General features: G+C 39.9%; 12 protein-coding genes. 8 read left to right on the top strand and 4 right to left on the bottom strand.

The window, feature by feature from the left end:
- Window positions 1-67 precede the first annotated feature (67 nt).
- The 3 genes from gndA to HB912_RS05300 all read left to right on the top strand — a co-directional run bounded on the left by gndA (window position 68) and on the right by HB912_RS05300 (window position 3,861).
- Complete coding sequence (gene gndA / locus HB912_RS05310; RefSeq protein ID WP_185372677.1) at window positions 68-1,486, top strand: NADP-dependent phosphogluconate dehydrogenase; 1,419 nt, start codon at window positions 68-70, stop codon at window positions 1,484-1,486.
- Window positions 1,487-1,693: 207 nt separating this feature from the next.
- Window positions 1,694-2,374, top strand: a complete 681-nt coding sequence (locus HB912_RS05305; RefSeq protein WP_185372676.1) for a response regulator transcription factor — start codon at window positions 1,694-1,696, stop codon at window positions 2,372-2,374.
- Window positions 2,371-3,861, top strand: a complete 1,491-nt coding sequence (locus HB912_RS05300) for a HAMP domain-containing sensor histidine kinase (protein ID WP_185372675.1) — start codon at window positions 2,371-2,373, stop codon at window positions 3,859-3,861. The genes HB912_RS05305 and HB912_RS05300 overlap by 4 nt, the downstream gene beginning before the upstream one ends.
- Before the next feature lie 45 nt (window positions 3,862-3,906).
- Here the strand turns inward: HB912_RS05300 and yidC are convergent, their stop codons facing one another.
- The 3 genes from yidC to HB912_RS05285 form a co-directional block, all read right to left on the bottom strand.
- Entirely contained in the window at window positions 3,907-4,728 is an 822-nt protein-coding gene (yidC, locus tag HB912_RS05295) for a membrane protein insertase YidC (protein ID WP_036073369.1), read from the bottom strand.
- 23 nt (window positions 4,729-4,751) lie between these two features.
- Window positions 4,752-5,033, bottom strand: coding sequence for a hypothetical protein (locus HB912_RS05290; protein ID WP_221635650.1), 282 nt, complete (start codon window positions 5,031-5,033; stop codon window positions 4,752-4,754).
- Between the two features lie 86 nt (window positions 5,034-5,119).
- The gene (locus HB912_RS05285) at window positions 5,120-5,401 is read right to left on the bottom strand and encodes an acylphosphatase (RefSeq protein ID WP_036073372.1); all 282 of its coding nucleotides are present in this window, start codon (window positions 5,399-5,401) and stop codon (window positions 5,120-5,122) included.
- A gap of 127 nt (window positions 5,402-5,528) precedes the next feature.
- On the opposite strand from HB912_RS05285, the gene HB912_RS05280 reads away from it, so the two are divergent.
- Together HB912_RS05280 and fni are read left to right on the top strand one after the other, a co-directional pair.
- Window positions 5,529-5,891, top strand: a complete 363-nt coding sequence (locus tag HB912_RS05280; RefSeq protein WP_185372672.1) for a DUF1033 family protein — start codon at window positions 5,529-5,531, stop codon at window positions 5,889-5,891.
- Between the two features lie 15 nt (window positions 5,892-5,906).
- Window positions 5,907-6,998 (top strand): type 2 isopentenyl-diphosphate Delta-isomerase, encoded by a 1,092-nt coding sequence (fni, locus tag HB912_RS05275; RefSeq protein WP_185372670.1) that lies wholly within the window; start codon window positions 5,907-5,909, stop codon window positions 6,996-6,998.
- 19 nt (window positions 6,999-7,017) lie between these two features.
- On the opposite strand, the gene trhO is transcribed toward fni, so the two are convergent.
- Window positions 7,018-7,986, bottom strand: a complete 969-nt coding sequence (gene trhO, locus HB912_RS05270; RefSeq protein WP_185372669.1) for an oxygen-dependent tRNA uridine(34) hydroxylase TrhO — start codon at window positions 7,984-7,986, stop codon at window positions 7,018-7,020.
- Between the two features lie 253 nt (window positions 7,987-8,239).
- Here trhO and HB912_RS05265 point away from each other — a divergent pair, with 253 nt between their 5' ends.
- The 3 genes from HB912_RS05265 to HB912_RS05255 all read left to right on the top strand — a co-directional run bounded on the left by HB912_RS05265 (window position 8,240) and on the right by HB912_RS05255 (window position 12,268).
- Window positions 8,240-9,157 carry a YitT family protein gene (locus tag HB912_RS05265; RefSeq protein WP_185372667.1) on the top strand — a complete coding sequence of 306 codons (918 nt, stop codon included), beginning with the start codon at window positions 8,240-8,242 and terminating at the stop codon, window positions 9,155-9,157.
- 76 nt (window positions 9,158-9,233) lie between these two features.
- Complete coding sequence (locus tag HB912_RS05260) at window positions 9,234-9,806, top strand: ATP-dependent Clp protease proteolytic subunit (RefSeq protein ID WP_036073376.1); 573 nt, start codon at window positions 9,234-9,236, stop codon at window positions 9,804-9,806.
- A gap of 143 nt (window positions 9,807-9,949) precedes the next feature.
- Window positions 9,950-12,268 carry an FtsK/SpoIIIE family DNA translocase gene (locus HB912_RS05255; protein ID WP_185372666.1) on the top strand — a complete coding sequence of 773 codons (2,319 nt, stop codon included), beginning with the start codon at window positions 9,950-9,952 and terminating at the stop codon, window positions 12,266-12,268.
- The last annotated feature ends 241 nt before the right edge of the window (window positions 12,269-12,509 follow it).

Here is a 12,509-nt window from a genome sequence, read left to right as displayed (position 1 = left end):
AGGGGTTGAAAGAAAGCAGGACAGGTTTTCTGCCTGGAAAAAAAGCAGGAAAGGAAGAATATTTCAAATGGCAAAACAAGAAATTGGAGTAATCGGAATGGGCGTTATGGGACGTAACCTCGCTTTAAATATCGAAAGCCGTGGTCACACTGTCTCCATTTTTAATCGTTCGTCTGAAAAAACGAAAGCGGTTATGGAAGAGCATCCCGGTAAAAAATTGGTTCCGACATATAGTTTAGAGGAGTTTGTCGAATCGCTCGAAGTGCCACGCCGCGTCCTCATCATGGTTAAGGCTGGTGAAGCAACTGACATGATGATTGAAGCCGTAAAACCTTTCCTTACAGAAGGCGATATTTTAATTGATGGCGGAAATGCCTTTTTCAAAGATACCATTCGTCGTAACAAAGAACTGAGCGAAGAAGGTTTTAACTTTATCGGAACGGGTGTTTCTGGTGGGGAAGAAGGCGCTCTTAAAGGTCCTTCTATCATGCCTGGTGGTCAGCGTAAAGCTTATGACTTAGTGGCTCCCATCTTACGTGAAATTGCTGCGGTTGCTGATGGAGAACCGTGTGTTACTTATATTGGTCCAGACGGAGCGGGACACTATGTAAAAATGGTGCATAATGGAATTGAGTACGGGGATATGCAACTGATTGCAGAAGCTTATACAATTTTAAAAGACATCGTTGGCTTAAGTCATGATGAACTTGCTGAAGTATTTGCAGAATGGAACGAAGGTGAATTAGATAGCTACTTGATCGAAATCACTAAAAACATTTTGAAAGTTCGTGATGATGTCACTGGTAAACCGATTGTAGATGTGATTTTGGATAAAGCGGGTCAAAAGGGCACCGGTAAATGGACAAGTCAAAGTGCGCTTGACCTAGGTGTTCCACTTTCGCTTATTACTGAGTCCGTTTTTGCACGTTACATTTCGGCGCTAAAAGAAGAACGTGTTCAAGCAAGCTCTGTCTTAACAGGACCGACAAGTTATCAATTTAACGGCGATAAAAAAGCCTTTATCGAATCTGTTCGTCGTGCTCTTTATTTCAGTAAAATTGCTTCTTATGCGCAAGGTTTTGCTCAAATGAAGGTCGCAAGTGATGAATATAATTGGGATTTACAATACGGGGAAATTGCTAAGATTTTCCGTGCGGGTTGTATTATTCGCGCACGCTTCTTGCAAAAAATTACAGATGCATATAATACCGATAAAAACTTAAACAATCTGTTGCTTGATCCTTATTTCAAGGGAATTGCGGACAACTATCAAGGTGCGCTTCGCGAAGTAATAGCGGAAGCTGTAAAAGCTGGAATTCCAGTTCCAACCTTCTCAGCAGCAATTAGCTACTACGATAGTTACCGTTCAAGTGTGCTTCCTGCAAACTTGATTCAAGCGCAACGAGATTATTTTGGTGCGCACACATATGAACGTGTCGATAAACCAGGAACGTTCCACACTGAATGGCCAGAAGTGGACGAATAAAATTTGACAGAAAGACGCATCTTTTCTTCATGAAAGAATGCGTCTTTTTTTTTATTTGTTTTCTGAAAAATACATGAGAATATAAAGGATTTAAATAATAATTTGCTAAAAAATAGCTGGAATAAGCGGTTAAGAGTTGTTTTATCTTTAAAGTTCGATACAATAGAAATAGATGTATAGTCATGACTCGAAAGAGAGGTTTTTTGGATGAGCAAAATCCTGATAGTTGAAGATGAAAAAAACTTAGCTCGCTTTATAGAACTTGAGCTTCAACATGAAAATTATGAAACAACGGTGGCGAATGATGGCCGTGAGGGGTTAGAACTTGCGCTTAATGAGGAATGGGATGCAATTTTGCTTGATTTAATGCTGCCTCATTTAAACGGAATGGAAGTCTGCCGCAGAATTCGTCAAGTGAAACAAACACCTATTATTATGATTACAGCACGTGATTCTGTTATTGACCGAGTTTCGGGTCTTGATCATGGTGCCGATGATTATATCGTGAAGCCTTTTGCAATTGAAGAATTGCTTGCACGCCTTCGTTCGCTTTTACGACGTGTGGAAACGGCGGAGCAATCCGCTAAGCAGACGACGCTTGAATACCGTGATTTAGTAGTGGAAAAGGAAAGTCGAATTGTAAGACGCGGGGAAGAAGTAATTGATTTAACTAAACGTGAATATGAGCTTCTTTTAACCCTGATGGAAAATGTGAACATCGTTCTTACACGGGAAGTGCTATTAAACAAAGTTTGGGGCTATGAAACAGAAGTTGAAACTAACGTTGTCGATGTATATGTCCGCTATTTACGGAATAAAATTGACCACGACGATGGGGAAAGCTATATTCAAACTGTTCGCGGTACTGGATATGTGATGCGTACATGACAGGAGTTAGCAATTTTTCACTAAAGAGTCGTTCATTAAAATTCAAATGGACTTTCGGGGCATCAGCTGCGATTTTTCTGACATTCTTTTTGTTTTCTTATGCAATTTATCAAGGAATTGGCCAGATGCTCTTAAATGAAGAAGAGGAAAAAGTGAATACACTTCTTGCAGAAACCACCTCTAACCAGGTTTTGAAATCAGGGAATTTGGATAACGCTGATTTGTTAAAGGAAGTCTTTGACAAAAGTCCAAGTATCAGTCGTAAAATTCAAGACCAAGTCATCGCTATTTATGATGACAAGGGGAATCAACTCGACAAGTATTTCCTTACCTCTAGCCAAAAAACAGCGAATAATGATTTTACAAAGTATTTTCATACAGATATAAGTGATAAAGTGACGAGTAAGCCAACGATTAGCGGTGATAAAATGCTAATCTCACAAGGCCCGATCACTTCCATAGAGGACAATTCTACGGTGATTGGCTATGTTCAAATCATCAATCCGCTAACAAGTTATAACCGTATCATGGAGCGTTTGCTACTTACGATGTTTCTTCTCGGTGCTGTGGCGCTTTTCATTAGTGGTATGCTCGGTTACTTACTTGCACAAAACTTCTTACGGCCGCTAACAAAACTGGCGAAAGGAATGAATGATGTTCGTAGTAACGGTTTCCAAAAACGAATTGAAACAACTTCGAAGTCGCGTGATGAGATCACCGAATTAACGGTTATTTTTAATGACATGATGACTCGAATTGAAAATAGTTTTGAACAACAAAAACAATTTGTGGAAGATGCTTCGCATGAACTTCGGACGCCAGTGCAAATTATGGAAGGTCACCTCAAGCTACTGGATCGCTGGGGGAAAAATGATCCGGAGGTTCTTGATGAATCTCTTAAAGCTTCACTTACTGAACTTGAGCGTATGAAGCGGCTTGTTCAGGAAATGCTCGATCTTTCAAGAGCTGAGCAAGTTTCGCAGACAAAAGAACTGCAAATCACGAGTATTAATGATACCGTTGAACAAGTGCGACGCAATTTTGAAATCATGTATGAAGATTTTCAATTCACCCTTGAAGAGCCTGAAAAGAATCTATTTGCGCTTATTCAGCATAATCATCTCGAACAGCTGTTAATTATCGTAATGGATAATGCAGTCAAGTATTCCGGCGATTCAAAAGAAGTAAATATGCAATTGCTGAAAAATAAAGATCAAGTGAAAATTGTGATTCGTGACCACGGAGTTGGGATTTCTGAAGATGAGATTGAAAAAGTCTTTAATCGTTTTTACCGAGTGGATAAAGCAAGAAGCAGGGAGCGAGGAGGAAACGGCCTCGGACTTGCGATTGCGAAACAACTGGTGGAAGGCTATTTAGGGACAATTGGTGCTGAGAGTGTCGAAGGAAGCGGAACAGCGATCACTATTACACTCCCGCTCATCGAAAAAGAGTCCTCAAGCAAAAAAACAGAAACAAAAAAAGAGTGATATAAAAAAGCGCGAAGTGAGATTGCTCACTCCGCGCTTTTTAAATTATTTCTTTTGTTTTTCCACGGTTTCTTCAAATTCTTTTTCGCTAGCTTCCATTTCTTTAATTTCTGGATGTTTATTCATGTAAAGTTTTTTCGTAAGAAGTGTTTGACCAGCTAAGAAAATCCCACCGACAGCCCAGTAAAGTGCAAGGGCAGACGGAGCCGAGAAAGAGATAAATAGAATCATTGCAGGAGACAAGAGTCCCATGATTCGCATCTGTTTTTTCTGTTCTGGTGTATAGCCGATCATTGAAACGTAGTACTGACCAAGGTAGACAAGCCCAGCGATTACCGCAAGGATTGTATCAGGTGACCCAAGATTGAACCACAAGAAAGTATGCGAAGCAATCGCATCAGATCCTCGGATAGCATAGTAAAAGGCCATCAAAATGGGCATCTGGATAAGTAGCGGCAAACAGCCCATCTGCATCGGATTAATATTGTATTTTTGATAGACAACCATCATTTCTTGCTGGATTTTCGTTTGCTCTTCTTTAGTAGCAGCCCGTTTTAGACGAGCTTGAATATCATCGATTTCAGGTTTAGCAACAGCCATTTTCGATTGCATTCCCATTTGCGCTTTCGCTGTCCGCAAGTTAAGGGGCATAATAGCAGCCCGAATGATTAACGTAGTGATGATAATAGCAATTCCGTAATTGTTACCGAAAAAGGATGCGACAAACTGGATAAACCAAGTAAGCGGCCAAATTAGATATTTATAGAAGAATCCGTCTTGATTTTGTGAAGGATCCATGCTGCATCCAGAAAGGACAACAAGTCCAATAAGAAGCAGGCTGATTAAAAGTATATGTTTCTTTTTCACTGTTCTTTTTTCCTCCTAAAATTTCAATTTACATAGCTGGAAAGGGAAGAACAATGTGTTTCATCATCACTTGGCTGTGTTTTTTTAAGGGCAACAACGATCCAATTTACAACAAAATTAAGAGGTTGCAAAGCATTTATTTTCACTTTTCCAATTGGAAGGTGAAAAACTTGAATCGCTCGAACGTGAGTCGTCATTGTTGGTTTTAAAAAGCGAATCGCTGGCCAAAAACGAAAAATGGCGAGCGTTAACAGAAAAGTGACGGAAATGGAAATGAATTCAGGTTCCGAAAACATTTGAGCCATTATCCCCACGGTACGATCAGCTCCTTTCCGTGGTTCATGTCATTCCTTAACTATAAGCCAAATAAAGGGGGAATTCAAGGCTTAATTTAATAGACAATATCAAAAGTTTTTCGCTCGGGAACGGGAGCCCCTTTATAGATAAACACTTCGTTTACGCGTGCAGCAGGAGATGGCCCTTGTTTTATCGCATCAATAAATTTTTCTAAGTTGTTGGACTCAGCACGGGCACCAATTTCAACCGAGCCATCATCCAAGTTTTTCACAGTGCCACTTATTTCAAATTTATAAGCCAAATGTTTTGTCGTGTACCGAAAACCAACACCTTGAACAAGCCCAGTTACACGAATTATTGCTGTTTCAGTAGCCATAGAAAATCCCTTCTTTCCACTATTCTTTAACACTAGTGTAGCTTTTTTTAGTTTGAGTTTCAAAAATTTACATTCCTGTTTGAGCTTGCTATAATCGGGATAGTGAATAGACTAGGAGATGGTCGCTTTGACAGAGTGGACAGTCGTTAAAACAAAAGGTGAATATGAGCCTTGGTGGTTTTTTGAAGACTGGGAGGAAACGGTTCTTGACCGTTTTTGTTTTGAAGAAAAAGAAGAAGCTTTCAGGAAATACCAAATACTTGCGGAAGAATTGATTCAAAATTATCCGCACCACGCTTTAAAAAAACAAGTATTATTTGCTGCTTGGAACGAAGAAGAAATCGAGTATTGCGAAGACTGCGAGGATGATATTCAAACTTTTCACGGCTTGATTTTACTAGCAGATGGAGTCGTTTATGCCCCGCAGCCAGAAGAAAAAAATATTTGGTTTAGTGAAATAGCAGCTTTTGAGACAAAGCTTGCAGATTAAGGATGGGGAAGAACTTTGGACAATAAAGAAGATCTTTTGCGAGAGCGTAGAAAAGATGAGCACGTAACACTTGCTTACAATAGCTACAAGAAACAAGGGACAAGCTTTAACGATTTAAAAATCCTAGGGACGTCGCTCCCTACAATAGGCGTTCGTGATGTTGATCTTACAACAAGCTTTGCTGGACTTCACTTTAAGTGGCCATTTTATATAAATGCGATGACTGGTGGAAGTGCTCATACGAAAAAAATCAATCAAGAGCTAGCGGAAATTGCTCGAGAAACAGAAATTGCGATGGCAGTTGGTTCACAATCTGCGGCCCTTGAAAATCAAGAACTTGAAGCAACTTTTCGTGTTGCCCGGGAAGTTAATCCATCAGGACAGTTATTTGCCAATGTGAGTCCAGAGGTACCAGTTGAAAAAGCCAAAAGAGCAATTGAAATGCTTGAAGCAGATTTGCTTCAAATTCATATCAATCCGGCTCAGGAACTCGTGATGAAAGAAGGCGACCGTGAATTCGGTCACTGGATCGAGAGTTTAAAACGCTATGTAGAAGAAGTAGATATTCCGATTGTTGTTAAAGAAGTCGGGTTTGGCATGCGAAAAGAAACGGTGGCAAGGCTTCGTGAACTTGGCATTCAAACGATCGATCTTGGTGGAAAAGGCGGTACAAATTTTGCTCAAATCGAAAATGATCGGCGCCGGGATCATGCTTTTGATTTCTTGACAGACTGGGGGCTTACAACTGCAGAAAGTTTACTTGACTTGCAAAATGAAAAAAGTATGGATGTGGAAATTTTGGCTTCTGGGGGTATTAAATCGGCCCTTGATATGGTAAAAGCTTACCGCTTAGGCGCAAGAAGCGCAGGTATGGCTGGGAAGATTTTATATCGCTTGAAAAAAGAGGGAAAAGAAGCGGCTGTTTCAGAAATTGAGCAATTAAAAGAAAGCTTAGTGTCTTTATTTGTTTTACTAGATTCCAAAAATTTAAGCGAGGTCAAACAAGTTCCATTAATCGTTTCAGGCGAGTTAAAAGATTTTTGTGAGGCGCGACTGATTGATTATAAAGTCTTGGCTAACCCTGAAAAAAGCGATCTCAAAGAGTGAGATCGCTTTTTTTAATTATTTATTTTGCAGAAGAAGCTTCTAAACTTTCACCAATCGCATTTAAGCGAGTTTCAAGTTGTTCTTCAGTAAGTCCGTGTTTTTTTACGTAAAGATTATCTGGATTGACGCGACATTCATGTGAGCAACTGTGCAAATACTTTTCATCATTTTCTTCGGAAGCGAGAATTTGCTTGTTACAATGCGGGTTGGCACAATTGATGTAGCGCTCGCAAGGTGTCCCATCGAAGTGATCTTTACCTACAACCTTATGTTCGACACGATTGATTGGGACGGAAATCCGTTCATCGAAAACATACATCATGCCATCCCAAAGCTCACCTTTTGTTTTTTCGTCTTTTCCGTAAGTAGCAATCCCACCGTGAAGTTGAGCAACATCATCAAAACCGGCTGTTTTTAGCCAACCTGAGAATTTTTCACAACGAATGCCACCTGTGCAGTACGTGACCACTTTTTTACCTTCGAATTTATCACGATTTTCTTCGACCCAACCTGGCAGTTCACGGAAAGCTTTGATGTCTGGACGAATAGCCCCACGAAAATGTCCAAGATCAAACTCGTAGTCGTTTCTTGCATCTAATACGACTGTTTCTGGATCTTGTAATGCTTCGCGAAATTCTTCAGGCTCAAGATATTTTCCGGTTACTTCAAGCGGGCTGAGATCGTGTTCCAAGTGAAGTGAAACAATCTCTTCACGCGGACGAACAAACATTTTTTTGAAGGCATGTTGATCAGTTTCGTCAATTTTAAATACCATGTCAGAAAATCTTGGATCTGCATGCATGGCATTTATATACTTTTCAGTTGCTTCTGTGGTTCCCGAAACGGTTCCATTAATGCCCTCCCGAGCAACGAGAATGCGTCCTTTTAGTCCAATTTCTTTACAAAAAGCAAGGTGCTCTTTTGCAAAGGTTTCTGGATCATCAATTGTCGTGTATTTATAGTATAACAACACTTGATAGTCACTCATATTTTTTACCACCTTTTAGTTTTGAGTTTTGCTTGTGAAAAGTGCAGCGTATGAATTATCTCCGCACATTGCGCAACTATAACTATACTATAGATAAGTAGCCGCCTGCAAGAAAAAATTTCTGCACAAGGCGGCAAAAAAAGACAAGTATAGATCGCTTATGCTATACTTAAAAAGAGTAAAAAATTTAATAAAACGGAAAAACGTTTTCTGATAAATGAGCAAATTGTAAAGTGACAGGAAGTGACAAACTATGAAGTCAGACAGCTTATTGCTAGAAGAAAAAGCCGCACAAGAAGTGAGGCTTTATCGCCGTAGAAAATGGAAATGGTTTACATACCGCTTTTTAATGATTACGATCGGTGCCATCCTCATGGGAATCGGTCTTGAGCTTTTCCTCGTAAATAATCAGATTCTAGATGGTGGAGTTGTTGGAATCTCGATTATTGTATCTCAACTTACACCGCTACCCCTTGGTGTACTTACCTTTGTTTTGAACATTCCTTTTTTTATCATTGGATACCGGAAGATCGGTAAAGTTTTTGCCCTTTTTACCTTATACGGGATTGCCGTCATGTCAACTGTGACGTTACTTCTTCATTCTGCTCATCCAGTTACAGATGATCTCTTGTTAGCTACGGTTTTTGGTGGGGTAACGCTTGGGCTTGGAGTAGGTCTTGTTATTCGTAATGGTGGGGCACTTGATGGAACAGAAATTGTGTCGATTATTGTGAATGGCAAAACGCCTTTTTCAACGGGGCAAATTATTATGGTGATTAACATTTTAATCTTTTCAGTAGCTGGCTTTGCTTTTAACTGGGACCGGGCTATGTATTCCCTGATTACCTATTTTTTGGCTTATAAAGTCATTGATATTGTAATTCAAGGAATGGATGAATCCAAAAGTGCTTTTATTATTAGCAGGTATTATGAAGAAATCGGCCTTGAAATCATGGAACAACTCGGGAAAAGTGTGACATATATTGATGCAACGGGCGGCTATTCTGGAGAAATGAATAAAGTGATTTTCGTCATTATATCGCGCTTTGAAGAAGTTAAACTAAAATCTATTTTAGATGAAATCGATCCGGATGCTTTTCTCGCCGTTGGTGGAAGTATGTCTGAAGTCAAAGGTGGAAAAATGATGAAGAAGCGGACACCTCATTTGTGACGCAGATGTTTTCTTTTGACCTTTGTTGACCAAACAGTTAAAATAAAAATGTGGACCAAAGAGAGGATGTGTCAAAATGGCAGAAGAAAACAAATCAAAAGAAATGAGTCAGATTCTGACTGAAAAAATGATTGATACTCGTACCATCTTACTTTACGGAGAAATCAATCAAGACCTAGCTAAAGAAGTTTCAAACCAACTTTTACTGCTAGCGGCTTTAAGCGATGAACCGATTACGATTTTTATTAATAGCCAAGGCGGGCACGTTGAATCTGGCGATACGATTCATGATATGATTCAATATATTAAACCAGAAGTTCGAATTATTGGAACGGGCTGGGTGGCAAGTGCAGGAATTACGATTTATCTGGCTGCGAAAAAAGAAAATCGTTATAGCCTTCCTAACACTCGGTACATGATTCACCAACCGCTTGGTGGCGTTCAAGGTCAAAGCAGTGAGATTGAAATTGAAGCGCGTGAGATTGTACGGATGCGTGAAAGAATTAATCGATTAATTAGTGATGCGACGGGTCAAGATTTTGAAAAAATTGTGGAAGATACAGATCGGAATTTCTGGCTTTCAGCAAATGAAGCCATTGATTACGGGATTGTCAATCAAATTATTCAAAATCAAAGTGAAGTCAAATAAGCTTATAAACTGGGGTTCTCTTTTCAGGGAGGCCCAGTTTTTACGTACATTTGTTTGCTAAATAGGTCTTTTGGTGGAGTTGGTCATTTTCTTCATGTGCTATAATAAGACCATTATGTTGACTAGAATGGGGAGGAGATTTTTTGGCTGCACAAAAGAAAAAGACGAATGCGGCAGGGAAGCGCAAGGGAACACGCTCAAAGAAAAAACAAAACCACTATGGAAAAGAAATTAGCGGATTCATTTTAATTGTTGTCGGCTTACTCGGTTTATTCCAGCTCGGGTTTGTCGGAACTTTCATTTATACGGTTGGGGAATTTGTTCTTGGGTCGCTTAGTTATGGCTTATTGTTAGGTGCTATCTTTTGTGGAGGATTTTTACTATTTAAAAGAACATCACCTAAGTTTTTTGCCAAACGACTGGTCGGGGTGTATTTAATTGCGATTGGATTAGCCGTGTTATTACATATGAGTTTCATGTTAAAAGCTCTTCCCGCGGATCAAACGATTTTAGGATTTTCAAGTCATCTGGCCTTTCAAAATATCCTTCATCCAGAACAAGTTGCTTCTGTTGGTGGGGGAATGGTTGGTGCTGCGATTACAGCGATCACTTACTTTTTGATTTCCTCCGTCGGAACGAACATCTTTGCACTCTTTTTAGTTGTTTTTGGTTTGTCGCTTGCTTCTGGCGTACCTTTAAGTGTGGTTTTTGAGAAGTTACGTGCTGTCTTTGCTAGTTTGAAGGAAAAAGTTCAAAGTGCAAGGGAAAAAGCAGAAGCTCGTAAAGTAAAGCAAGAACTGAAGAAACAAGAAAAAGAGCTTTCCAAAGTAGAACCAAGTAGCAAGACGGAAACCGCTACAGAAAAAGTGGCAAAAGAAGAAAAAGAGAGTAAGCCTCCGATTATATCGAATTTCAATGCCGCTAAAAAGCAAACGGACACGGCAAAGGCAAGTAATTCGGCTGAAATAAAAGAAGATACTGAAGAAGAATCGATTCAAGAAATTCGTTTCGAACAGGAATCGTTTGAAAATGAAATCTATCAACTTCCACCGCTATCGCTTTTAAATGAAGCTAAATCAGTTGATCAATCTAAGGAATATCAGCAAATTGAAGCCAATGCACGGAAGTTAGAGGAAACGTTTGATAGCTTTGGAGTGAAGGCGAAAATTACACAGGTTCATTTGGGGCCTGCTGTTACAAAATATGAAGTACAGCCTGCTGTTGGAGTAAAAGTGAGTCGAATTGTTTCTCTTAGTGATGATATTGCCCTTGCGCTTGCAGCGAAAGACATTCGAATTGAAGCACCAATTCCTGGAAAATCAGCGATTGGGATTGAAGTTGCGAATCAGCAGGTGGCAATGGTTACACTTCGAGAAGTGCTTGAAAACAATAGCCAGAATCATCCTGAAGATAAACTCCAAATCGCACTTGGGCGTGACATTTCTGGAGAAGCTGTTTTGGCGCATTTAAATAAAATGCCGCATTTACTTGTAGCAGGTTCGACAGGGAGCGGAAAGTCCGTTTGTATCAATGGAATCATCACGAGTATTTTGCTCCGCGCTAAGCCACATGAAGTGAAAATGATGATGATTGACCCGAAAATGGTTGAACTAAATGTATATAACGGCATTCCTCACTTGCTTGCACCAGTTGTAACCAATCCCAAAAAAGCAGCACAAGCTCTGCAAAAAATTGTCGCGGAGATGGAGCGTCGCTATGACTTGTTTTCTCACACGGGAACACGGAACATGGAAGGCTACAATGAGCAAGTACGCAAGCACAATGATAAAAATGAAGAAAAGCAAGCTGAACTTCCGTATATTGTAGTCATTGTAGATGAGTTAGCCGACTTGATGATGGTGGCATCAAATGATGTGGAAGATGCTATCACAAGACTTGCTCAGATGGCTCGAGCAGCTGGGATTCACTTAATTATCGCAACACAAAGGCCATCTGTTGATGTAATTACTGGGGTTATTAAGGCTAATATCCCGTCACGGATTGCTTTTGCGGTTTCAAGTGCAACGGATTCTAGAACGATTTTAGATATGGGTGGGGCAGAAAAATTGCTTGGCCGTGGCGATATGTTATTTTTACCAGTCGGATCAAGCAAACCCACTCGGGTACAGGGGGCTTTTCTGTCGGATGAGGAAGTTGAAAACATTGTTGACTTCACGATTTCACAACAAAAAGCGCAATATGATGAAGAAATGATTCCCGATGATATTCCTGAACATACAGAGGAATCAGAAGATGAATTATATGATGAAGCTGTAGCTCTTGTTGTGGAAATGCAGACTGCTTCTGTTTCGATGCTACAGCGGAAGTTTCGGATTGGTTATAACCGAGCAGCTCGCTTAATTGATGAGATGGAGCAGCGCGGAGTTGTTGGACCACACGAAGGAAGCAAACCGCGCCGTGTGAATGTAGAATCACTTGGAGAATCCAATCAAGAGGAATGAAAAACAAGCCCTTAAAAGGGCTTGTTTTTTAAAGTGAGTAATTTTCTGAATTAACTTGCATTAAGAAAAGCAAAATTATGAATTTATTTCTAAGTGATAACATGGTATATTAAGAGGAGTTGGAGAATACGGTTTCAGAGATAGTTTTCTTCCAATATCAAACCGAATATACATATCGTCATTGGGAGAAAATGTTCGTTGTAAACCGTTAAATCTAGCACACAATTTATCTCTTGGGAGG

The organism is Listeria aquatica (assembly GCF_014223975.1).
In the GTDB taxonomy this organism is placed as follows: domain Bacteria; phylum Bacillota; class Bacilli; order Lactobacillales; family Listeriaceae; genus Listeria; species Listeria aquatica.
This window is presented reverse-complemented; position numbering and strand designations above follow the sequence as displayed.

Excerpts from the sequence above, each read along its gene's own strand:
- HB912_RS05300 (WP_185372675.1), top strand. The coding sequence starts at position 2,371 with ATGACAGGAGTTAGCAATTTTTCACTAAAGAGTCGTTCATTAAAATTC.
- trhO (WP_185372669.1), bottom strand. The coding sequence starts at position 7,986 with ATGAGTGACTATCAAGTGTTGTTATACTATAAATACACGACAATTGAT.
- HB912_RS05265 (WP_185372667.1), top strand. The coding sequence starts at position 8,240 with ATGAAGTCAGACAGCTTATTGCTAGAAGAAAAAGCCGCACAAGAAGTG.
- gndA (WP_185372677.1), top strand. The coding sequence starts at position 68 with ATGGCAAAACAAGAAATTGGAGTAATCGGAATGGGCGTTATGGGACGT.
- HB912_RS05290 (WP_221635650.1), bottom strand. The coding sequence starts at position 5,033 with ATGGCTCAAATGTTTTCGGAACCTGAATTCATTTCCATTTCCGTCACT.
- HB912_RS05285 (WP_036073372.1), bottom strand. The coding sequence starts at position 5,401 with ATGGCTACTGAAACAGCAATAATTCGTGTAACTGGGCTTGTTCAAGGT.
- HB912_RS05305 (WP_185372676.1), top strand. The coding sequence starts at position 1,694 with ATGAGCAAAATCCTGATAGTTGAAGATGAAAAAAACTTAGCTCGCTTT.
- HB912_RS05260 (WP_036073376.1), top strand. The coding sequence starts at position 9,234 with ATGGCAGAAGAAAACAAATCAAAAGAAATGAGTCAGATTCTGACTGAA.